At 71.5% G+C, this 20535-nt stretch carries 22 protein-coding genes; 13 read left to right on the forward strand and 9 right to left on the reverse strand.

What is annotated here, in order from left to right; translation table 11 throughout:
• Window positions 1-40: 40 nt before the first annotated feature.
• The gene (locus AA23TX_RS44715; RefSeq protein ID WP_155548925.1) at window positions 41-436 is read right to left on the reverse strand and encodes a DUF5319 domain-containing protein; all 396 of its coding nucleotides are present in this window, start codon (window positions 434-436) and stop codon (window positions 41-43) included.
• A 129-nt stretch (window positions 437-565) separates the two neighbouring features.
• On the opposite strand from AA23TX_RS44715, the gene guaB reads away from it, so the two are divergent.
• From guaB to AA23TX_RS44745, 6 genes are all read left to right on the forward strand, one after another.
• The gene (gene guaB, locus AA23TX_RS44720; protein WP_155548926.1) at window positions 566-2077 is read left to right on the forward strand and encodes an IMP dehydrogenase; all 1512 of its coding nucleotides are present in this window, start codon (window positions 566-568) and stop codon (window positions 2075-2077) included.
• A 70-nt stretch (window positions 2078-2147) separates the two neighbouring features.
• Complete coding sequence (locus AA23TX_RS44725; protein WP_277875480.1) at window positions 2148-2366, forward strand: DUF3574 domain-containing protein; 219 nt, start codon at window positions 2148-2150, stop codon at window positions 2364-2366.
• Between the two features lie 74 nt (window positions 2367-2440).
• Entirely contained in the window at window positions 2441-2968 is a 528-nt protein-coding gene (locus tag AA23TX_RS44730; RefSeq protein ID WP_155548927.1) for a hypothetical protein, read from the forward strand.
• A gap of 2 nt (window positions 2969-2970) precedes the next feature.
• Window positions 2971-3456 (forward strand): hypothetical protein, encoded by a 486-nt coding sequence (locus AA23TX_RS44735; protein ID WP_155548928.1) that lies wholly within the window; start codon window positions 2971-2973, stop codon window positions 3454-3456.
• Window positions 3457-3532: 76 nt separating this feature from the next.
• Window positions 3533-4666: a GuaB3 family IMP dehydrogenase-related protein gene (locus AA23TX_RS44740; protein ID WP_155548929.1), complete on the forward strand. Its 1134-nt coding sequence runs from the start codon at window positions 3533-3535 to the stop codon at window positions 4664-4666.
• A 59-nt stretch (window positions 4667-4725) separates the two neighbouring features.
• On the forward strand, window positions 4726-5139 hold the full coding sequence (locus AA23TX_RS44745; protein WP_230863084.1) for a DUF3558 family protein: 414 nt from the start codon (window positions 4726-4728) through the stop codon (window positions 5137-5139).
• 25 nt (window positions 5140-5164) lie between these two features.
• Here AA23TX_RS44745 and AA23TX_RS44750 read toward each other — a convergent pair whose 3' ends face one another.
• A complete protein-coding gene (locus tag AA23TX_RS44750; RefSeq protein ID WP_155548930.1) occupies window positions 5165-5356 on the reverse strand; it encodes a DUF397 domain-containing protein in 192 nt (63 codons plus the stop codon).
• 163 nt (window positions 5357-5519) lie between these two features.
• Between AA23TX_RS44750 and AA23TX_RS44755 the strand changes: the two genes are divergently transcribed.
• The 3 genes from AA23TX_RS44755 (at window position 5520) to AA23TX_RS44765 (ending at window position 9597) form a co-directional block, all read left to right on the forward strand.
• Window positions 5520-7229: a GMC family oxidoreductase gene (locus tag AA23TX_RS44755; protein ID WP_155548931.1), complete on the forward strand. Its 1710-nt coding sequence runs from the start codon at window positions 5520-5522 to the stop codon at window positions 7227-7229.
• Between the two features lie 10 nt (window positions 7230-7239).
• Window positions 7240-7953 carry a maleylpyruvate isomerase N-terminal domain-containing protein gene (locus AA23TX_RS44760; protein ID WP_155548932.1) on the forward strand — a complete coding sequence of 238 codons (714 nt, stop codon included), beginning with the start codon at window positions 7240-7242 and terminating at the stop codon, window positions 7951-7953.
• A gap of 171 nt (window positions 7954-8124) precedes the next feature.
• Window positions 8125-9597 (forward strand): FAD-binding oxidoreductase, encoded by a 1473-nt coding sequence (locus AA23TX_RS44765; protein WP_155548933.1) that lies wholly within the window; start codon window positions 8125-8127, stop codon window positions 9595-9597.
• Here the strand turns inward: AA23TX_RS44765 and AA23TX_RS44770 are convergent.
• Together AA23TX_RS44770 and AA23TX_RS44775 are read right to left on the reverse strand one after the other, a co-directional pair.
• On the reverse strand, window positions 9594-11039 hold the full coding sequence (locus tag AA23TX_RS44770) for an aldehyde dehydrogenase family protein (RefSeq protein WP_155548934.1): 1446 nt from the start codon (window positions 11037-11039) through the stop codon (window positions 9594-9596). The two genes, AA23TX_RS44765 and AA23TX_RS44770, sit on opposite strands and share 4 nt — an antisense overlap.
• A gap of 156 nt (window positions 11040-11195) precedes the next feature.
• On the reverse strand, window positions 11196-12230 hold the full coding sequence (locus AA23TX_RS44775; RefSeq protein WP_155548935.1) for a zinc-dependent alcohol dehydrogenase family protein: 1035 nt from the start codon (window positions 12228-12230) through the stop codon (window positions 11196-11198).
• Between the two features lie 74 nt (window positions 12231-12304).
• On the opposite strand from AA23TX_RS44775, the gene AA23TX_RS44780 reads away from it, so the two are divergent.
• Entirely contained in the window at window positions 12305-12898 is a 594-nt protein-coding gene (locus tag AA23TX_RS44780) for a rhomboid family intramembrane serine protease (protein ID WP_155548936.1), read from the forward strand.
• A gap of 49 nt (window positions 12899-12947) precedes the next feature.
• Here the strand turns inward: AA23TX_RS44780 and AA23TX_RS44785 are convergent, their stop codons facing one another.
• Window positions 12948-13406, reverse strand: a complete 459-nt coding sequence (locus AA23TX_RS44785) for a hypothetical protein (RefSeq protein WP_155548937.1) — start codon at window positions 13404-13406, stop codon at window positions 12948-12950.
• Window positions 13407-13568: 162 nt separating this feature from the next.
• Window positions 13569-14138 carry a DinB family protein gene (locus tag AA23TX_RS44790; RefSeq protein ID WP_155548938.1) on the reverse strand — a complete coding sequence of 190 codons (570 nt, stop codon included), beginning with the start codon at window positions 14136-14138 and terminating at the stop codon, window positions 13569-13571.
• A gap of 108 nt (window positions 14139-14246) precedes the next feature.
• Here AA23TX_RS44790 and guaA point away from each other — a divergent pair, with 108 nt between their 5' ends.
• Window positions 14247-15803 (forward strand): glutamine-hydrolyzing GMP synthase, encoded by a 1557-nt coding sequence (gene guaA / locus AA23TX_RS44795; protein ID WP_155548939.1) that lies wholly within the window; start codon window positions 14247-14249, stop codon window positions 15801-15803.
• A gap of 57 nt (window positions 15804-15860) precedes the next feature.
• On the opposite strand, the gene AA23TX_RS44800 is transcribed toward guaA, so the two are convergent.
• Both AA23TX_RS44800 and AA23TX_RS44805 read right to left on the reverse strand, forming a co-directional pair.
• The gene (locus AA23TX_RS44800; RefSeq protein WP_155548940.1) at window positions 15861-16103 is read right to left on the reverse strand and encodes a hypothetical protein; all 243 of its coding nucleotides are present in this window, start codon (window positions 16101-16103) and stop codon (window positions 15861-15863) included.
• Window positions 16096-17379 carry a PspC domain-containing protein gene (locus AA23TX_RS44805; protein ID WP_155548941.1) on the reverse strand — a complete coding sequence of 428 codons (1284 nt, stop codon included), beginning with the start codon at window positions 17377-17379 and terminating at the stop codon, window positions 16096-16098. The genes AA23TX_RS44800 and AA23TX_RS44805 overlap by 8 nt, the downstream gene beginning before the upstream one ends.
• Window positions 17380-17504: 125 nt before the next feature.
• Between AA23TX_RS44805 and AA23TX_RS44810 the strand changes: the two genes are divergently transcribed.
• Both AA23TX_RS44810 and AA23TX_RS44815 read left to right on the forward strand, forming a co-directional pair.
• A complete protein-coding gene (locus AA23TX_RS44810; RefSeq protein ID WP_155548942.1) occupies window positions 17505-18800 on the forward strand; it encodes an ATP-binding protein in 1296 nt (431 codons plus the stop codon).
• A gap of 7 nt (window positions 18801-18807) precedes the next feature.
• Window positions 18808-19488 carry a response regulator gene (locus AA23TX_RS44815; protein WP_155548943.1) on the forward strand — a complete coding sequence of 227 codons (681 nt, stop codon included), beginning with the start codon at window positions 18808-18810 and terminating at the stop codon, window positions 19486-19488.
• A gap of 3 nt (window positions 19489-19491) precedes the next feature.
• On the opposite strand, the gene AA23TX_RS44820 is transcribed toward AA23TX_RS44815, so the two are convergent.
• Window positions 19492-20460 carry a DMT family transporter gene (locus tag AA23TX_RS44820; RefSeq protein ID WP_230863086.1) on the reverse strand — a complete coding sequence of 323 codons (969 nt, stop codon included), beginning with the start codon at window positions 20458-20460 and terminating at the stop codon, window positions 19492-19494.
• Between the last annotated feature and the right edge of the window lie 75 nt (window positions 20461-20535).

The following is a 20535-nucleotide window of genomic DNA, read 5'->3' on the forward strand; positions in this document are numbered from 1 at the left end:
CCTGGTGAGCAAGCTCACCAGGGCTCTTTCGCGTTCTGACTCAGTAGGCGCTTTCGTTGGCCGTTACGCCGTCGGCGAAGCCCCGGCAGTAGTCCCAGCTCACGTAGTCGCCCGGGTTCGGGTCGTAGGCCGGCTCGTGCGGGCGCATCCGCCCGTCGGCCAGCAGCTGCTCCAGGCTGGCCCGCAGCAGGTGCCAGTCGTGGTAGTGCGGTTCGTCGCACTCGCCGCAGTCGACGACGATCCCGCGGACCCCGCGGGGCTCGAGGAGCGCCTGGTAGACGGCCAGATCGGAGAGGTCGGCCAGCAGCTCCGTGCGTTCGGAGTCGCTGATCGGCTCGTCCAGCCGGTCCTCGTCGACGAGGAACGCCCGGGCCGGGTCGTCCGGGTCGTCCGCGAACGGGTCTGGAGGCAGGACATCATGCGCCACGGCCTGCACGGTACCGGGCGGTCCCCGCGGCTCGCCCACCGCCCGGGGCGGGGCCGAGCGGCGGATATCATGAGGGGAAGGCTCCGAGTCGCCACAGCGACCCCGCTCATCCCGCGTCAGGAAGGCCCTTCACCCGCTATGACCAGCGACGGCATCACCGCCCCCATGCCGGCCAAGTTCGCCATGCTCGGCCTGACCTTCGACGACGTGCTGCTGCTGCCTGCCGAATCCGACGTCGTGCCCAGCGCGGTGGACACCGGCACGCGGCTGACCCGGAACATCACCCTCGGCATCCCGCTGGTCTCCGCCGCGATGGACACCGTCACCGAGGCCCGGATGGCCATCGCCATGGCCCGCCAGGGCGGCATCGGCGTGCTCCAGCGCAACCTGCCGATCGACGAGCAGGCCGCCGCCGTCGAGGTCGTGAAGCGGTCCGAGGCGGGCATGGTCACCGACCCGGTCACCTGCTCGCCCGACGCGACGCTGGCCGAGGTCGACGCGCTGTGCGCGAAGTTCCGCATCTCCGGGGTGCCGGTGGCCGACGCGTCCGGCGCGCTGGTGGGCATCATCACCAACCGCGACATGCGGTTCGAGGTGGACCACAGCCGCCCGGTGTCCGAGGTGATGACGAAGGCGCCGCTGGTCACCGCCCAGGTCGGCGTGTCCGCGGACGCCGCGCTCGGCCTGCTGCGCCGGCACAAGATCGAGAAGCTCCCGATCGTCGACGGCGCGGGCAAGCTGCGCGGGCTGATCACCGTCAAGGACTTCGTGAAGACCGAGCAGTACCCGAAGGCGACGAAGGACCCGGACGGCCGCCTGATCGTCGGCGCCGCGGTCGGCGTCGGCCCGGACGGCCACAAGCGCGCGATGGCGCTGGCCGACGCGGGCGTCGACGTCCTGATGGTCGACACCGCGCACGGGCACTCCCGGGCGGTCGTCGACACGGTGAGCCTGCTGAAGAAGGAGCTGGGCGACGCGGTCGACATCGTCGGCGGCAACGTCGCGACCCGCGCGGGCGCGCAGGCGCTGGTCGACGCGGGCGCGGACGGCGTCAAGGTCGGCGTCGGCCCGGGCTCGATCTGCACCACCCGGATCGTCGCGGGCGTCGGCGTCCCCCAGATCTCCGCGATCTACGAGGCCGACCAGGCGTGCCGCCCGGCGGGCGTCCCGGTGATCGGCGACGGCGGCATCCAGTACTCCGGCGACATCGCGAAGGCGATCGCGTCCGGCGCGTCGACGGTGATGCTGGGCAGCCTGCTGGCCGGCACCGCCGAGTCGCCCGGCGACCTGATCCTGGTCAACGGCAAGCAGTTCAAGGTCTACCGCGGCATGGGCTCGCTCGGCGCGATGCAGTCGCGGGGCCAGGCGAAGTCGTACTCCAAGGACCGCTACGCCCAGGACGACGTGCTGAGCGAGGACAAGCTGGTCCCCGAAGGCATCGAAGGCCGCATCCCGTTCCGCGGGCCGCTGGCCAACGTCGTGCACCAGCTCGTCGGCGGCCTGCGCTCGGGCATGGGCTACGCCGGCGCGAACACGATCGCCGAGCTGCAGGAAGCCCAGCTGGTCCGGATCACCGCGGCCGGCCTCAAGGAGAGCCACCCGCACGACATCACGATGACCGTCGAGGCCCCGAACTACACGACGCGTTAGGGCCGGTATCGAAGTCGGTCAGAGCCATTCGTTGATCGCGGCCCGGCTCTCGAGTCCCAGACGGTCGTGAGTGAGAAACAGGGTTAGAACACTGTTTCTCACTCACGACCGGTGGCGCGGCGGGTCCGGGACGATCGTGCGCGAGCACACCCATGTGGTCGTACTGCTCTACCCGTTCGCCGACCGCGAGGCCGAGCGGGAGATCGAAGGCCTGCGCGCCGACTACGAAAAGCAGTTCCAGCAGGAGTCGGTACTGCGTTCGGACTCAGTGGCGAAGGTCTCCTTCTGAGTTTTCGTAACCTAGCGTGCTTACGGTAATCGGCCTATCGCCTTGCGTGGCCACTTTGGTGTGCACTGGACGGCATGACGGTCAGCCGCTTCACGCGCCTGCTGCGCAAGGTGTTCTTCACGGCCGTCGCGCTCGCGTCGCTGTTCCTCGGCGGGATCGTCTGCCTGATGTGCCAGGTGTTGGCCGGTCGCGACGCGCCCACCTTTCGCGTCGAAGGGCACGTCCTGTCCCACGAGCGGGGAGCGCTCCCGGTCGGCGGGGACGACGAGGCGGTCAGCCACACCGTCGCGATCGACGCCGGGAACCGGCTCTACCGCGTCACAGCGGTCGATCCCGGCCTCGACCTGCCCGCCGGGCAGCCGGTCGCGCTCGACGTCTCGACGGCGGACGGCAGCATCGCCTACCTCAGCGCCGGCGGCGGCGTGGTCGACCTGCGGCCGGGCGTGATCCGGCCGGTGCTGCTGATCTGCGCGGCCCTGCTCGCGTTGGGCGCGATGTACTTCGGCGCGGTCCGGCTGAACGTCTACCCACCGGTGGCGACCTGGCTGGCCCTGGCCCTGGGTGCGCTGCTGGCGCCCGTCATCGTCTTCGTGCGGGTGTAGCCGTGGCCGGGAGCCTCGTCGTCTCCGTGGTGGGCGCGGCCCTCGCCGGGGCCGCGCTGGCCTTCGGGACGTGGGGGGTCCTCGACGCGGGCGGACCGGCCGAGCGGGAAGAAGCCACCGTCGAGAGCCGGGGCCAGCACGACTCGAGCTCGACGGGCCACCGGTACGACCTCGTCCTCCGCACGGCGGCCGGCGAGCGCTTCCAGGTCGAATCGGGCGACGCGACACTCGACCTGGAGCCGGGAGTGCCGGTCCGCCTGGACGTTTCCGAGTTCGGGCGGTCGGTGCAGGCCGTGGAGGCCGGCGGTCACCGGGTGAGGGTCGGGAATTCGCCCGTCGCCGTCGGCGTCTTCGTGGCGGCGATCGAGGTCATGGCGCTGGTCTTCACGCTGATCTGGGTCGCGGAAGCGGACCGGCCCGCGCTGGCCGCGTTGACCGCGACGGCCGGGTTCGCGGCGGGCGCGCTGCCGGTGTTGCTGCTGTTCTAACCCCCGTGCGCGGGTCACCCACGCGGACTAGCGACAATGGGGCACGGCAGATTGTCGTCGTCGGAGGAGGCTTCACGTGCGGGACCTGGTCGAGATCGGGATGGGCCGCACCGCGCGGCGGGCTTATGACCTCGACGACGTCGAGATCGTGCCGTCGCGGCGGACCCGGTCGTCTTCGGTGGTGTCCACCTCCTGGCAGATCGACGCCTACCGCTTCGACCTGCCGCTCGTCACGCACCCGACGGATGCGATCGTCTCGCCCGGGACCGCGGTCGCCGTCGGCGAGCTGGGCGGCCTGGGCGTGCTCAACGCCGAGGGTCTGTGGGCGCGGCACGCGAACGTCGAGGACGCCATCTTCCAGCTGGTCCGCGCGGCCGAGGACCTCGAGGACCCGACCGCGGTCGGGCGCGTGCTGCAGGAGCTGCACGCCGCGCCGATCCGGCTCGACCTGCTGACCGAGGCGATCAAGACCGTCCGCGAATCCGGCGTCACGGTCGCCGCGCGCGTCAGCCCGCAGCACGCCGCCGAGCTGACCCCGGACCTGATCGCGGCCGGCGTCGAGATCCTGGTCGTGCAGGGCACGATCATCTCGGCCGAGCACGTGCAGCGCGACGCCGAGCCGCTGAACCTCAAGGACTTCATCGGCCGCCTCGACGTGCCGGTGATCGCCGGCGGCGTCAGCGACTACCGCACGGCGATGCACCTGATGCGCACCGGCGCGGCCGGCGTCATCGTCGGCCACGGCTACACGCCGGGCGTGACGAGCACCGACCGCGTCCTCGGCATCGGCGTCCCGATGGCCACGGCGATCATCGACGCCGCGGCCGCCCGCCGCGACTACCTCGACGAGACCGGCGGCCGCTACGTGCACGTCCTGGCGGACGGCGGCATGACGGTCTCCGGCGACATCGCGAAGGCGATCGCGTGCGGAGCGGACGCCGTCATGCTCGGCTCACCGCTGGCCGCGGCGTCGGACGCACCGGGTCAGGGCCTGTACTGGACGGCGGCGGCCGCGCACCCGTCACTGCCGCGCTCGCGCGTGGCGGCCGGGCCGGACTACGCCGTCGACCTGAAGACCCTGCTGTTCGGGCCGTCGTCCGACGCGGAAGGCGTGGTGAACCTGTTCGGAGCGCTGCGTCGTGCGATGGCGAAGACGGGCTATTCGGACCTCAAGGAGTTCCAGCGGGTGGGGCTCACCGTCCGCCGGTGAGGCTTGAACCTTGCTGGTGTTGCCGGGCCCGAACGGTGTTCCGGTGGCGGGTTCGTACGGTGCGCCGGCTGGTTCGAGGGTCGGGTTCGGCTCCGACGAGGCGACGCTCCGCGAACTGGCCAAGGACCGGGACGACCTGGCCGACGAGTTCAAGGAAGACCGCAAGAACGCAAACAGGATCGCTCACGCCCAGGGCTGGGCCGGGAGTACGCGAGCCAGGGCTCGCGAAGGGGACGACCTATCCCTTTTTCGAGCCGCTGGAGCCCGTTGACGGGTATCCGCTGGTCGCTTACGACGGCGTCGGTGATCAGCGGGCCAGGGGCGAATGCACCGTCGCCGTGGGGACCAGTGATACGCAAACCGTCGACATCAGCGTTGATCAGTCCGAGAAGAACATCGGCAAGAACGACCCCTGCGAAGCTGCGCGCCAGGTCACGGCGATGGTGCTGGGCAATGCGAAGGCCGGGAGCTGACGAGGTCAGCTCCCGGCAGAGCACACTATTGCCTGGTGAGGTGCGCGAGGAACGCAGCGAAGGCGTTGTCGGAGTAGACGAGGATCGGGCGGGGCACCGACTGCTTGGTGTCCCGCACGCCGACCACGCCCGGACCGGCGCCGATCTCGACGCACGCGTTCTCCTCGAAGTGGCTGTGGCTCGACTTGCGCCAACCGGTGAGCTGCTGGGGGCCCATGTCGGTCCCTCCCGGAAATCGTGTCCCGCCGACGGGTCTCGCCTACGTGGACATCGAGCACTTTGATAATTACCCACAAAGGTCTCGATGGATGCGCCAAAACGGGTGACTCGCCAGTAACTTACCTCTGGTCAGGACGGGAACCCCGGGTTACGCTCAAGGTGTGACTGCCAGTAACACCACCACCAGTGCGGGTGCCCTCGACTACGACGTCGTCGTCGTGGGGTCGGGGTTCGGCGGCAGCGTCGCGGCGCTGCGGCTCACCGAGAAGGGCTACCGGGTAGCGGTCGTCGAAGCCGGGCGCAGGTTCGCCGACGACGAGTTCGCGAAGACGTCGTGGGACCTCCGGCGCTACCTGTGGGCGCCGCAGGTCGGCTGCTACGGGATCCAGCGCATCCACATGCTCAACGACGTCATGGTGCTGGCCGGCGCGGGCGTCGGCGGTGGCTCGCTCGTCTACGCGAACACGCTCTACCGGCCGCTCAAGCCGTTCTACGCGGACAAGCAGTGGTCGCACATCACCGACTGGGAGTCCGAGCTCGCGCCGCACTACGACCAGGCGAGTCGCATGCTCGGCGTCGTCACGAACCCGACTATCACCCCGTCCGACGTCGTGATGCGCGACGTCGCGAAGGACATGGGCGTCGCCGATTCGTTCCACCCGACCCCCGTCGGCGTCTACTTCGGCAAGCCCGGCGCGCGTGCCCAGGACCCGTACTTCGGGGGTGCCGGGCCCGAGCGCACCGGCTGCACCGAATGCGGGGCCTGCATGACCGGCTGCCGCGTCGGCGCGAAGAACACGCTGGTCAAGAACTACCTCTACCTCGCGGAGAAGGACGGCGCGAAGGTCATCCCGCTGACGACGGTGACGTCGGTGCGGCCGGTCGGCGGCGGTTACGAAGTCGACCTGAAGAAGACCGGGACGACGTCGAAGCGCTTCCGGACCACGATCACCGCCGAGAAGGTCGTCTTCGCCGCCGGCACCTGGGGCACGCAGAACCTGCTGCACCAGCTGAAGGACACCGGCACGCTGCCCAAGCTGTCGCGGCGCCTCGGCGAGCTGACCCGGACGAACTCCGAGGCGATCATCGGCGCGGCCCGCACCGAGGTCGACGAGAGCCGCAACTTCAGCCGCGGGGTCGCGATCACGTCGTCGATCCACCCGGACGAGAACACCCACATCGAGCCGGTGCGGTACGGCAAGGGCAGCAACGCGATGAGCCTGCTGCAGACGATCGCCACCGACGGCGCGTCGCCGGTGCCGCGCTGGCGGCAGGCCGTCACGTTCATGCTCAAGCACCCCGTGCAGGCGGCGAAGCTGCTCAACGGCTACCGCTGGAGCGAGCGCACGGTGATCCTGCTGGTGATGCAGAGCCTCGACAACTCGATCACGACGTACACGAAGCGCGGCCTGTTCGGCCGGCGCAAGTACACGTCGAAGCAGGGCCACGGCGAGCCGAACCCGAGCTTCATCCCGGCCGGTCACGAGGCCAACGAGCGCACGGCGGACCGCATCGGCGGCATCGCGGGCGGCACGTGGGGCGAGATCTTCGACATCCCGCTGACCGCGCACTTCATCGGCGGCGTCCCGATCGGCGCGTCCGCCGAGGAGGGCGTGATCGATCCGTACCACCGGGTGTTCGGCTACCCGGGCCTGTCGGTCGTCGACGGCGCGGCGATCACGGCCAACCTGGGCGTGAACCCGTCCCTGACGATCGCGGCCCAGGCCGAGCGGGCGTTCTCGTTCTGGCCGAACAAGGGCGAGGCGGACCAGCGGCCGGCGCAGGACTCGTCGTACGTCCGGTTGGAGCCGGTGGCGCCGAAGAACCCGGCCGTTCCCGCCGACGCCCCGGCGGCACTCCGGCGGTCCTAGACTCGGGGCCGTGACGACGGCATCCGAAAAGGCGCGCGCCCTGCTCGACGCGGTACGGAAACTCGACGACGAATGGGCGCGGGCCATCGGTGGCCTCGGCGAGCCCGAGCTGCGCGCCCCCAGCGCGTTGCCCGGGTGGTCGCGCGCCCACGTCCTGGCGCACGTCGCGCGCAACGCCGACGGCCTCAAGAACCTCCTGACCTGGGCGAACACCGGTGTCGAGACGCCGATGTACGCCAGCCCCGAAGCCCGCGAAGCCGACATCGAGGCTGGTGCCCGGCGCGGGGCCGCCGACATCCTCGCCGACTTCGTCGCGTCCGCCGCGCGCTTCGAGGAGTACGCCGCCGGCCTGCCGGACGACGCCTGGGCGCGGGAGGCCCGCAACCGGCAGGGCAACCCCGTCAGCGGGACCGTCGTCGCGCGGATGCGGGTGTCCGAGCTGACCATCCACCTCGCCGACCTCGATCGCGGCTACGACCTCGACCGCGTCCTGGCGCTGCTCGGTCCGCTCGCCGGTGAGGTCGTCCAGCACGCGATCAACTCCCGGAGCGCGCACCTCCCCGCGCTGCGCCTGGTCGCCGAGGGCACGGGCGAATGGACGATGGGCGCCGCCCCCGGTGCGACCGTCACCGGCACGAGCGGGCAGCTCCTGGCCTGGCTGAGCGGGCGTTCCGACGGCGAGAGCCTCGACGGCGACGTGCCGCGGATCCCCGCCTGGTCGTGAAGCGGCCGTGAACTGACCGCGACCGTCCTCCGTGTACCGATCAGGGGCGCGAAACCCCGGGTCCGGCCCTAAACTGGGCGTCCCCGGCAGCGAGGAGTCCGATGTGGACAGCGTGAGCAGGCCGGCCCGGTGACCGGGCAACCCGGCGGACGGCCGCACGTCTTCGACCACATGGACAGAAGGGCGTTCCTCCGGGTCGCGGGCGTGTCGGCGGCCGGTGCCGTCGCCGCCGCGTGCGGGCCGGGCACCCCTTCGGCCCCCGCCGCTTCGACGGGCGCGCCGCCGCCCGAGACGTCCGGGCCGCCCACCACCCGGCTGCCCACCGGTCCGCCGAACTGGGACGACCTGCGCGGCAAGCTGGCCGGCGGCGTCGTGCGCCCGGGTGGCGACGGCTACGACACCGCCAAACGCGCCTTCAACCCCCTCTTCGACGGCAACAACCCGGTCGCCATCGCCTCGGCGTCGAGCGCCGAGGACGTGCAGGCCTGCGTCCAGGCCGCCGCCGGGCGCGTGACGCTCGCCGCGCGCAGCGGCGGCCACTCCTACGCCGGCTACTCGGTTCCCCAGAGCGGGCTCGTCATCGACTTGTCCCGGATGAACAAAGTGGACATCCAGGGCACCCAGGCCGTCATCGGCGCGGGCGCGAAGCTGAAGGACGTGTACGCCGGGCTGGCGCGGGCCGGGCGCGCGCTGCCCGCCGGCTCCTGCCCGACGGTCGGGATCGCCGGGCTGACCCTCGGCGGCGGCATCGGCGTGCTCTCCCGCAAGTACGGCCTGACCTGCGACCACCTGAGCTCGGCGCAGGTCGTCACGGCCGACGGCAAGGTGGTGACGGCGTCCGCGAGCTCCGAGCCGGACCTGTTCTGGGCGCTGCGCGGCGGGGGCGGCGGCAACTTCGGCATCGTCACCCAGTTCACCTTCGAAACCGACCCCGCGCCGAACCTGACGGTGTTCTCGCTGCGCTTCCCGTCCGGTTCCGCGGCCGGCGTGCTCGGCGCGTGGCAGCAGTGGATCGCCGCGATGCCGCCGGAGCTGTGGGCCAACATCGTGATCTCCGGCGGCTCTCCGGTGCAGTGCCGCGTCGGCGGCTGCTACGTCGGTCCGCCGTCCGGGCTGAACACGCTGCTGAACAACCTCACGACCAACGCCGGCGCGCGGCCGACGCAGCGCACCGTGAAGAGCCTGGACTACCTCGGCGCCATGAACTACTTCTCGGGCAGCTCGGCCCGGCAGTCTTTCGTCGCGTCGTCGCGGATCATCACGAACCCGGTCGACCCGGCGAAGGTCGTCGCTCTCGCCGACGGCCGGGCGGGGATGGACCTGCTCATCGACGGCCTCGGCGGCAAGGTCGGCGAGCCGGCGAAGGACGCGACGGCGTTCTGGCACCGCGACGCGCTGGCCAGCGTGCAGATCTACGCGCCCGCGACGGTGAAGACCCAGGCGAAGGTGGCGCAGTCGGTCGGTGAGGTCGTCGCGGGCCTCGCCGCGGCCGGCGCGGGCGGCGGGTACGTCAACTACATCGACCCGGCCCTGCCCGACTGGAAGGCCGCCTACTACGGCGACAACGCGAAGCGCTTGCAGGACGTCGCGAGGAAGTACGACCCCCAAAACGTCTTCCGGTTCGGGCAGGGCCTCGTCGTCTAGAGGTCGATGCCGGTGAAGACGGTGACGCGCTCCTCGGTCAGGTCGTGCATCGCGGCCAGCACGCCTTCGCGGCCGACGCCGGAGCCCTTGACGCCGCCGTAGGGCATCTGGTCGGCGCGGTAGGACGGGACGTCGCCGATGATCACGCCGCCGACCTCCAGCTCCGCCGACGCGTGGAACGCCAGCTGGACGTCGGTGGTGAAGACGCCGGCCTGCAGGCCGTACGCGGATTCGTTGACCGAGCGGAAGGCCTCGTCCACACCGTCCACAACGGACACCGCGAGCACGGGCCCGAAGATCTCTTCGGCCCAGGCCTTGGTGTCCGCCGGGACGTCGGTGAGCAGGGTCGGGGCCACGGTCGCGCCGTCGCGGGTGCCGCCGGTGAGCAGCTTCGCGCCCGCGTCGACGGCCTCGGCGACCCACGCGACGATCCGCTCGGCGGCGGCCTCGTCGACGACCGGGCCGACGTCGGTGTTGCGGTCGTACGGGTCGCCCATGCGCTGCGACTCGACGGCTTCCAGCAGCGCGGGCACGAACTCGTCCGCGACGGCGGCGTCCACGATCACCCGCTGCACGGCGATGCAGGACTGTCCGGCCTGGTAGTTGCCGAAGGTGGCGATGCGGTGCGCGGCGCCTTCGGGGTCGGGCCAGTCGCGCAGCACGACGGCCGCCGCGTTGCCGCCCAGCTCCAGCACGACGTGCTTGCGCGGCGCGGCGTCCTTGAGCGACCAGCCGACCGGACCCGAGCCGGTGAACGACACGACGGGCAGCCGCGGGTCGGTGACGAGCGCCTTCGTCTCGTCGTTTCCCAGCGGCAGCACGGAAAACGACCCCTCGGGCAGGTCCGTCTCGGCCAGGATCTCGCCGAGGATCAGCGACGACAGCGGCGTCCGCGGGGCCGGCTTGACGATGATCGGCGCACCGATCGCCAGCGACGGCGCGACCTTGTGCGCCACCAGGTTGAGCGGGAAGTTGAACGGTGCGATGCCGAGCACCGGCCCGCGCGGCACGCGGCGGGTCAGCGCCAGCCGCGCCTCACCCGCCGGGTCGGTGTCGAGGCGCTGGACGTCGCCGGTGAACCGGCGGGCCTCCTCGGCGGCGATGCGGAACACCGACACCGCGCGGTTGACCTCGGCTTCGGCCCACTTGAGCGGCTTGCCGTTCTCGGCCGTGATGACCTCGGCGATCTCTTCGGCACGGGCGGCGAGCACCCGGGACACGTGCTCGAGCGCGCCCGCGCGCACGTGCGCCGGGGTGGCGCGGAGCTCGCGAGCGACCGACACCGCGGCGGCGACCGCGCGTTCGACCTGCTCCGGCCCGGGCACGGCGACCGTCGCGACCTCGCTGCCGTCGTACGGGTGGTGCACGACGAGGGTGGTGGCGCCCGCCTCCGGGCGGCCGGCGATCCAGGCGGGACGCGGCTCGGGGGTGATCATGTCCATGCGTACCAACGTACTGTGCCGTTCATTGCCAATCCGACCGCAGCCACGGCCGACGGCTCTCCGAGCAGCGATTACGTGCTGCTCGGGCGCGGCCTGCTTTGGCCGGATCGGCAATGCGGGGTGGGAACCCCCGAAAGTGGAACCCACCCGGACGGGTCACGGCTTGATGAGCACCTTCAGCGCCTCGCGGTTCGCCATGGCGCGGTAGCCGTCCGGCACGCCCTCGATGTCGATGGTCCGGTCGAAGACCCGGCCGGGCTGGTACCGGCCGTCGAGAACGTCCGGCAGCAGCTCGGGGATGTAGTGCCGGGCCGGGGCGACCCCGCCGGTGATGGTGACGTTGCGGCGGAACACGCCCACACCGATCGGGCCTTCTTCGTACTGCGGCAGGCCGACCCGGCTGACCGCGCCGCCCGCGCGCACCACCCCGATGCCCATCTCGAAGGCGCCCTTCGTGCCGACGCACTCGAGGACGGCGTGCGTGCCCCGGCCGTTCGTCAGTTCGCGCACCTTCTCGACGCCCTCCTCGCCGCGTTCGGCGACGACGTCGGTCGCGCCGAATTCGCGGCCGAGGTCGGTGCGGGCCCGGTGCCGGCCCATCAGGACGATCCGGCCGGCGCCGAGGCGCTTCGCCGCGAGGACGGCGGAAAGCCCGACGGCGCCGTCGCCGATCACGGTGACGTTCTGGCCCTCGCTCACACGCGCCTTCACTGCGGCGTGGTGGCCGGTGGAAAAGACGTCCGACAGCGTGAGCAGGGACGCGAGCAGGTCGTCGTCCTCGGTGGGCGGGAGCTTGACCAGCGTGCCGTCGGCCTGCGGGACGCGCACGGCCTCGCCCTGGCCGCCATCGACGCCCTTCGCGCCCCAGCCGCCGCCGTGCAGGCACGACGTCTGCAGGCCTTCGCGGCAGAACTCGCAGGTGTTGTCGGACCACACGAACGGCGCGACGGCGAGGTCGCCCTTCTTGACCGTGGTGACGTCGGCGCCGGTCTCCTCGACGATCCCGAGGAACTCGTGCCCGATCCGGCGGCCGTGCTCGCGCGGCTCCATGTCGGCGTACGGCCAGAGGTCGCTCCCGCAGATGCAGGACCGCACGACCCGCAGGACGACGTCGGTGGGCTCGGCCAGCTTCGGGTCGGGAACGGTCTCGACCCGGACGTCGCCGGCGCCGTAGATGACTGTCGCTCGCATGCCAGTGCCTTCCCGTGGAGGTTCGTGACAAACGTCGGGGGTACGGCGGCGTTGTCGCGCCTAGATTTTCGTCCATGACCACCCGCGCCGCATCCCGCAGCCCGTTCGGGCGACTCACGCTGGGAGCCCGCCGCCCGTACCTCACCGCCGCGGTGTTCCTGGTGACGCTGGCGTGCGGGATCGCGCAGCTGGCGCACCGGCCGCTGTACGACGCGGTCGTCCGCGACGCGGCGAGGATCGACGACGGCGAGTGGTACCGCCTGGTCACGGGGATGTTCTTCCAGGACGCCTTGGCGTTCGGCCTGGTCTCGAACCTGCTTTGGCTGGCGGTCTTCGGCACGCTCGCCGAGCGGGTGTTCGGCCGTGCTCGCTGGCTCTTGCTGTACTTCGGCTGCGGCCTGTTCGGCCAGTTCATGAGCTACGTCTGGCTGAACCCGGTCGGCGCGGGCAACTCGATGTGCGTCGTCGGCCTCATCGGCGGCCTGACGGCGGTGGTCATGGTGGCCTCGCGCCGCTACGGCGTGCTGCTGCCGGTGCAGTTCCGCGTCATGGCGTTCGCCGTGCCGGTGCTGGCCGTCGTCGACACGGTCGTCCACGACAACCACGGCCTGCCCTGCCTGCTGGGGATGGCGCTCGGCTTCCTGCTCCTGCCGCGCCCGGGGCGGTGACCGCGGACGGCCCGGAGTCCCGGTGGGGTGGCTCCGGTCCGTCCGTTCCTCAGTCCGGGTAGCGCCCGCCGAGCCGCTGCCAGTGCGCGACGAGGTCGATCCGCACGGGCACCGCGAGGAGCTCGGCGAGATCCGCTTCGGCCTTGCGAGCCGCCTCCTCGGTGCGGTCCCACTCGTGGTCTTCCGAGCCGAGCACGCCCACCGGCTGCCCGCTCGCACCGCTGCGCAGCTCCGCCCGGGCGTGGGCGGCGGCGATCCGGTCGCACCGCAGCTCGTCGGCCCGGCCCAGGTCCTCGGTGTGCCGGGCGTCGAGGACGATCCCACCGCCCGAGCGCACGCCGTACCGGACGGCGATCCGCAGGAGGTCGTTGCTGAACGCGCGCGCTTCGGCGGGCACCCACGACAGCTCCTCCCAGTCGGGCGGTGGCTGGTCGTCGGCGCGGCAGACCGCGTACCCGGGTACGTCACACCACGTCAGGCGGTCCGGCGGGCGGAGTCGGTAGAGCATGCGCGGGTCCCCCTAGGCGGCGGGCCCCGGCCGGGGCCGCCCTCGATACCCGTGAATCGGGCCGACGGTGACTCGGCGTTACAGTGCTGATGATGACCGACCCGGCCACAGCCACGGCCGGATCGGTTCGCCGCAATGGTCACGTGCCGCTCGAGGGCCGGCCTACTTCTGGCCGGGCCGGTAATCGGCCTGGCTCCGGTGGAGGTCGCGCAGCAGCAGGATCTCGGCGCAGTGGTGGATCATCTCGCGGTGGATGTGCAGCACCAGCGTCGCCATCGGGTATTCGGCGTACGGGCCCTCCGCCGGGCCGCACGGCCGGGCCAGGGCTTCCTCGTCGAGGCCCCGGACGCCTTCGATCCACTGCGCGTAGAGCTTGTCGAGCTCCGACAGCGCTTCGGCGGCCGTCCCCGGGTAGGGGTAGCTGTCGTAGCCGATCGGCGCGCCGCCGAAGTGCGACCCGATCCGCGCGCCGAGCACGCCGACGAGGATGTGCCCGAGCCGCCACGCGATCGTCGTGACCGGCGGCGGCGTCGGCTCCGGGAACGCGAAGTCGATGGTGAACGGGCCCGTGCCGGGCTCGTCGTCGGACTTGCGCGGGCGCACGGTCCAGCAGCCCGCCGCCGGCTCCCAGAAGTACTCCTCGTCGGTGAGCCCTTCGAGCTTCGGGCGTACCAGGACGTTCCAGTGGAAGTCGAGCTGGTCGGTCAGTTCCTTCGTCCAGTTCACAGCCATGACGGGCACCGTAGGCCCGATCGAGGACAGGGACGGCCCTGAATCCGGGGTGACCCAGCCCACCTGGGACGATGGTGGGGAATCCCGCCGCTGCCAGGAGGTCCTCAGGTGCCCAACCCCACCGGTCCGGTTCTCGTCGTGGACTTCGGGGCGCAGTACGCGCAGCTGATCGCCCGGCGCGTCCGCGAGGCACAGATCTACTCGGAGGTCGTGCCGCACAGCGCGTCCACCGAAGAGATCCTCGCGAAGAACCCCGCGGCCATCATCCTTTCCGGCGGCCCTTCGAGCGTGTACGCCGAAGGCGCCCCGGGCATGGACCCGAAGCTCACCGAAGCCGGCGTCCCGATGTTCGGCATCTGCTACGGCCACCAGCTGCTGGCCAGCGCGCTCGGCGGCGTCGTCGAGCCGACCGGCGTCCGCGAGTTCGGCCGCACCGAGGTCCGCGTGACCGGTGACGGCGGTGTCCTGCACGCCGGCCTGCCCGCGCACCAGCCCGCGTGGATGAGCCACAACGACAGCGTCACCAAGGCCCCGGAGGGCTCGGTCGTCACGGCCTCCTCCGACGGCGCCGAGGTCGCCGGCTTCGAAGACGTCGAGCGCCGCTTCGCCGGCGTCCAGTACCACCCGGAGGTCGCGCACTCGCCGCACGGCCAGGAGGTGCTTCGCCGGTTCCTGCGCGACATCGCCGGGATCGAGCCGCAGTGGACGACATCGTCGATCGTCGAAGAGCAGGTCCAGCGGATCAGCGAGCAGATCGGCGACGGCCGGGCGATCTGCGGGCTGTCCGGCGGGGTCGACTCCGCGGTGGCCGCCGCTTTGGTGCAGCGCGCCATCGGCGACCGGCTGACCTGCGTGTTCGTCGACCACGGCCTGCTGCGGGCGGGCGAGCGCACCCAGGTCGAGCAGGACTTCGTCTCCGCCACCGGGGTCAACCTCGTCACGATCGACGCGCGGGAACGCTTCCTCGACGCGCTCGCCGGCGTCACCGACCCGGAGCAGAAGCGCAAGATCATCGGGCGTGAGTTCATCCGCGTCTTCGAGCAGGCCGAGCGCGACCTCAAGGCCGTGGGCGACTACAAGTTCCTGGTCCAGGGCACGTTGTACCCGGACGTCGTCGAGTCCGGCGGCGGCGAGGGCACGGCCAACATCAAGAGCCACCACAACGTCGGCGGCCTGCCGGACGACCTGGAGTTCGAGCTCGTCGAGCCGCTGCGGCTGCTGTTCAAGGACGAGGTCCGCCGCGTCGGCCTGGAGCTGGGCCTGCCCGAGACGATCGTCCAGCGCCAGCCGTTCCCCGGCCCCGGCCTGGGCATCCGCATCATCGGCGCGGTCGACGCCGAGCGCCTGGAAACCCTGCGCGCGGCCGACCTGATCGCGCGCGAGGAGCTGACGGCGGCCGGGCTGGACCGCAGCATCTGGCAGTGCCCGGTGGTGCTGCTCGCCGACGTCCGCAGCGTCGGCGTCCAGGGCGACGGCCGGACCTACGGGCACCCGGTGGTGCTGCGGCCGGTGTCGTCCGAAGACGCCATGACCGCGGACTGGACGCGCCTGCCCTACGACGTCCTCGAGCGGATCTCCACGCGCATCACCAACGAGGTGGCGGAGGTCAACCGGGTGGTGCTGGACGTGACGTCCAAGCCGCCGGGCACCATCGAGTGGGAGTAAGGGCCCGGACAGGACTCGAGGCCCCGGCGTGGGATCCAGGGCCTCGAGTGTCTTCGGTTATCGGCGGCGTTTGCTGCCGAACGACGCGCCGAGGAGCATGAGCCCCACGAACACCGCGCCGCCGGCGATCACCCAGCGGAAGTCGAACTGCGGCAGCCAGCTCGCGCCGTCCGAGAGGACGTAGGCGGAGATCAGCAGCGTCGCGACCCCGACGATCAGGGTGAAGACGTCCACGCCACCGCGCTTCGCGGGCGGGGCCTCTTGCGGGTTGTCGTAGGCGTAGGGGTTCTGGTCAGCCACGGCGCATCTCCACGTTGCCCACGCTGTTCTTGACGTGCAGGGTGATCTGCTGGCCGCCGGGGCCGTCCGTGCCGTAGTCGACGCCGGTCAGCGCGTCCTGGCTGATGCCGTCGGCCTCGTGGCCGAAGCACTGCGTGTTGCCGGCGCCGGTGTGGCAGTCGTAGGTGACGTCCGCGGTGTCCGGCACGGTGACCGTCGTGTCGCCGGCGCCGTTGATCACGTTGGTGGTGATCGGCGAGCCGGCCGGCAACGCGGTCAGGTCGAGGTCGATGTCGCCCGCGGCGTGCTGGTAGAGCGGCTTCAGGTCGGTCACCGAGTGCGGGGTCTCGTGCAGGTCGCCCGCACCGCCGCGGAAGTCGAAGTTCTCGAACGGCACGGTCGTCAGGACCATCCCGGCGATCGCGAGCGGCACGGCGAGCCCGATCAGGCCCCGCCCGCCGCGGGCGAACGCGCCGGTGACCAGTCCGATCCCGACCACGCCGAGCACGAGGCCGACGATGTGCTGCGCGGAGAACCACGTGGCGCCGTTGAGGTTGGCGAGCACGCCACCGCCGGCGGTCAGCACGGCGAGCGCGAACGTGGCCGAGCCCACCTTGGAGTTGCGGCGCCGTTCGGGCCGGCGGTCGCGGTGGTGCATCGGCGGCGCGGGCGGCGGCTGCGTCGACGGCGGGTCAGGCAGGTCCCAGCCGGCCGGGTCGGCGGCGAGCGGGTCCCACCCCGGCTTCGCCTCCGCGGGCGCGGTCGCGGTGTCGGTCATGGTGAAGGCTCCGTTCCCGGTGAAGGCCTGTGTCCGCGAAACGACCGGCGCGGGCCGGTTCTCCTGGCCGCGGTTGCGGTGCAGCAGGTAGAGCGCGATGGAGATGAGGGCGAAGCTGATGAGGGCGCCGCCGTCGAACCAGGAGCCGCTGAAGCTGCCCCCGACGCTGACGACGGTCAGCACGCTGAGCACGACGGCGAAGGCCGGCGAAACCGACGACCGGCCGCGGCCGATCAGGCTTTCGAAGCCGGAGACCTCGTCGCTCTCGCCCGGCAGGAACAGCCACCCCAGCAGGTAGAAGGGGACGCCGAAGCCACCGAAGATCGTCGCGACCACGAGCGCGATCCGCACGACGACGGGATCGATCCCGTACCGGTACCCGATGGCGGCGGCGACGCCGGCCACCTTCCGCCCCACGTGCGGCCGCCTCGGCCGGCTCACCCAGAAGTCCTTCACGGTCTCCTCGAAGCCGTTCAACGGACTCGGCTTCGGTGCCCGTGTCTCACTCGCACCACTCATACCGAAGAGCATGCGGCACGGGAGATCGGCGGACATCCGGGATGGTCCCTGAGGTTTCCCGGAGAGGGTTCCGGGGCCGGGTCCGGAATCGGGGACTTCCCCGATGGAAGCGCACGCCCCTGCGTGTGACCATGGACCACGTGCAGGAAGCCCTCGACCACGTAGCCCCCGACCAGGTGGCCGTCCCGGACAAGCCCAAGATGTTCCGGCGCCGGTCCGGCCGGGCCATCGCCGGCGTCGCCGGGGGGCTCGCCGATCACCTCGGGGTGCCCGTCCTGTGGGTGCGGACGGCTTTCGCGCTGCTCGCCGCCCTGAACGGCGCGGGCCTGCTCGCCTACGGGCTCCTCTGGGTCTTCGTCCAGCAGCAGACCGAAGAAACCGCGAAGGCGCCCACCTCGAAGGAGCGGCAGCAGGCGTTCGGCCTGATCGCGCTCGGGGTCGGTCTCGCCGTCGCCAGCGGGACGCTCACCGGGTTCATCAGCGGCTGGGTCGCCGTGCCGCTCGCCGTCGCCATGATCGGTCTCGCCGTCGTCTGGCGTGAGGCCGACGAGTCGCAGCGCCGCCGCTGGCGGGTCGGCGCGAAGGACGGCTTCGCGGGCGCCTTCCTCGGCGGGGGCGGCTGGTCGGCCGCGATCCGGATCGTCGCCGGCGTCGCGCTGGTCATCACCGGCATCACCGTCGTCGTGCTGCGCAGCGGCACGTTCGACCAGGTCCAGTTCGCCCTGATCGCCGTCGTCGCGACGCTCATCGGCGTCGCCGTCCTGACCATCCCGTTCTGGCTGCGGCTGGTCCGCGACCTCTCCGACGAGCGCAAGGCCCGCATCCGCACCGACGAACGCGCCGAGATCGCCGCGCACCTGCACGATTCCGTCCTGCAGACGCTCGCGCTGATCCAGAAGCAGAGCGAGCAGCCGCGCGAGGTCGCGCGGCTGGCCCGCAGCCAGGAACGCGAGCTGCGCGGCTGGCTCTACGGCCCGAACGGCTACGGCAAGCCCGTCGAGACCGCCGAAGAGGCGAGCGGCCAGCTGTCCGAAGCCCTCGCGACGGCGTGCGGCGAGGTCGAGGACACGTTCGCGATCTCCGTGGGCCAGGTCGTCGTCGGCGACGCCGAGCTGGACGACTCGCTGGTGGCGCTCGTCCAGGCCGCGCGCGAAGCGATCGTCAACGCCGCGAAGCACGCCGGCGTCGAGGAGGTCAGCGTCTTCGCCGAGGTCGAGCCGACGTCGGTGACGGTGTTCGTCCGCGACCGCGGCAAGGGCTTCGACCCCGACCTGGTCCCGGACGACCGCCACGGCCTCGCCGACTCGATCCGCGGCCGGATGACCCGCCACGGCGGCACGTGCAAGGTGCGCACCGCGCCGGGGGAGGGCACCGAAGTGCAGCTCGCCATGCCGGTGAAAGCGGGTAAGGGAGCAGCGTGAGGCGGCTATGCTCGAACTCGTGACTGACACCCAGCGCGAACCGGTGAAGGTGTTCCTCGTCGACGACCACGCGCTGTTCCGCGCGGGTGTCCGCACCGAGCTCGACTCGATCACCGACGAGGTCCGGGTGGTCGGCGAGGCAGGCTCGGTGGCCGAGGCGGTCGCCGGCATCGCCCGGACGAAGCCCCAGGTGGTCCTCCTCGACGTCCACATGCCCGACGGCGGCGGCGCCGAAGTGCTGCGCCGCGTCCGCCCGGAGCTGCCGGACGTGGTGTTCCTGGCGCTGTCGGTCTCCGACGCGGCCGAGGACGTCATCGCGGTCATCCGCGCGGGTGCGCGCGGGTACGTGACGAAGACGATCTCGTCGAAGGAGCTGGTCCGCGCGGTGGTCCGCGTCTCGGACGGTGACGCGGTGTTCTCCCCGCGGCTGGCGGGGTTCGTGCTGGACGCGTTCGCCGACCGCCCGGGCTCCGCCCCGATCAACGACCCCGAGCTGGACCTGCTGACCCCCCGCGAGCGCGACGTCCTGAGGCTGCTGGCCCGCGGGTACGCGTACAAGGAGATCGCGTCGGAGCTGTTCATCTCGGTCAAGACCGTCGAGACGCACGTGTCGAGCGTCCTGCGGAAGACCCAGCTCTCGAACCGCTACGAGCTCTCCCGCTGGGCCTCCGACCGCCGCCTGGTCTGACCCTCAGTCCGCCAGAGGAGCGAGCGGCCGCGGCGCGTGCCCGGTGGTGTCGTCACCAAGCCCATCCGCTTGGTCACGGGGCAGTTCCGCGGCCACTCGCTCCGGCTTCTGGAGGCGGGTCAGCGCGACCCCGCCGAGGACGACCACCATGCCCGCGATCACCCGCAGGTTCAGCTGTTCGCCCAGGAACACCGCGCCCAGCAGCACCGAGACCACCGGCAGCAGGTAGCCGACGACCGACGCCGCGACCGCGCCCTCGCTCGCCAGGAGCTGGTAGTTGAGCGCGAACGCGATGCCCGTCGACCCGATGCCCAGCACCAGGACGGCCAGCAGTGGCCCGGTGGACACGTGCACCGGCGTGAACCCGCCCGCCGGCAGCGCCAGCACCAGCATCCCGCTGGCCAGCACCATCTGCCCGGCCGAGAGCGCGTACGGCGAAGACGACGAAGAAGACAGGTACTTGCCCTCGTAGACGAACGCGAAGCCGTAGCTCGCCGCCGCCGCGAGGCACGCCAGCGCGCCCCAGCTCAGCAGCCCCGACGCCTGCCACGGCGCGAAGATCAGCAGGATCCCGCCGAGGCCGACCAGCAGTCCGGCCAGCCGAGTCCCGGTCATCCGCGACGACGTCCCCATCATCGGCGCCGCCAGCAGCACCCACAGCGGCGTCGTCGAGTTCAGCACCCCGGTGATCCCCGAGTCGACGGTCGTCTCGCCGATCGCGAACAGCAGGAACGGCAGCGCGTTGTGGAAGAACGCCGCCACGGCCAGGTGACCCCACATCCGCCGGTCGCGCGGCAGGCGGGCCCGCTGCAGCCGGCACAGTACCAGCAGCATCGCCGCGCCGAGCACGAGCCGCGCCAGCACCAGCTGCACCGGCGAGAACATGCCCAGCCCCAGCTTGATCCAGAAGAAGCTCGAGCCCCACATCAACGCCAGCGCGGCGATCCTCAGCAGGGTCTTCGACTCGCCCACCCCAGTTCCTCCTTCTCCGATCAAGCGCCAGCTTCGTCCGGGAAAGACATAAGGACAAGCGAAAATAACTGCATG

The organism is Amycolatopsis camponoti (genome assembly GCF_902497555.1).
GTDB classification, from domain to species: domain Bacteria; phylum Actinomycetota; class Actinomycetes; order Mycobacteriales; family Pseudonocardiaceae; genus Amycolatopsis; species Amycolatopsis camponoti.

What these genes read in the sequence shown, in the direction of transcription:
- guaB (WP_155548926.1), top strand. Translation starts at nt 566, where the DNA reads ATGACCAGCGACGGCATCACCGCCCCCATGCCGGCCAAGTTCGCCATG.
- AA23TX_RS44730 (WP_155548927.1), top strand. Translation starts at nt 2,441, where the DNA reads ATGACGGTCAGCCGCTTCACGCGCCTGCTGCGCAAGGTGTTCTTCACG.
- AA23TX_RS44750 (WP_155548930.1), bottom strand. Translation starts at nt 5,356, where the DNA reads ATGGGCCCCCAGCAGCTCACCGGTTGGCGCAAGTCGAGCCACAGCCAC.
- AA23TX_RS44765 (WP_155548933.1), top strand. Translation starts at nt 8,125, where the DNA reads ATGGACAGAAGGGCGTTCCTCCGGGTCGCGGGCGTGTCGGCGGCCGGT.
- AA23TX_RS44770 (WP_155548934.1), bottom strand. Translation starts at nt 11,039, where the DNA reads ATGGACATGATCACCCCCGAGCCGCGTCCCGCCTGGATCGCCGGCCGC.
- AA23TX_RS44775 (WP_155548935.1), bottom strand. Translation starts at nt 12,230, where the DNA reads ATGCGAGCGACAGTCATCTACGGCGCCGGCGACGTCCGGGTCGAGACC.
- AA23TX_RS44780 (WP_155548936.1), top strand. Translation starts at nt 12,305, where the DNA reads ATGACCACCCGCGCCGCATCCCGCAGCCCGTTCGGGCGACTCACGCTG.
- AA23TX_RS44785 (WP_155548937.1), bottom strand. Translation starts at nt 13,406, where the DNA reads ATGCTCTACCGACTCCGCCCGCCGGACCGCCTGACGTGGTGTGACGTA.
- AA23TX_RS44790 (WP_155548938.1), bottom strand. Translation starts at nt 14,138, where the DNA reads ATGGCTGTGAACTGGACGAAGGAACTGACCGACCAGCTCGACTTCCAC.
- AA23TX_RS44805 (WP_155548941.1), bottom strand. Translation starts at nt 17,379, where the DNA reads ATGAGTGGTGCGAGTGAGACACGGGCACCGAAGCCGAGTCCGTTGAAC.
- AA23TX_RS44815 (WP_155548943.1), top strand. Translation starts at nt 18,808, where the DNA reads ATGCTCGAACTCGTGACTGACACCCAGCGCGAACCGGTGAAGGTGTTC.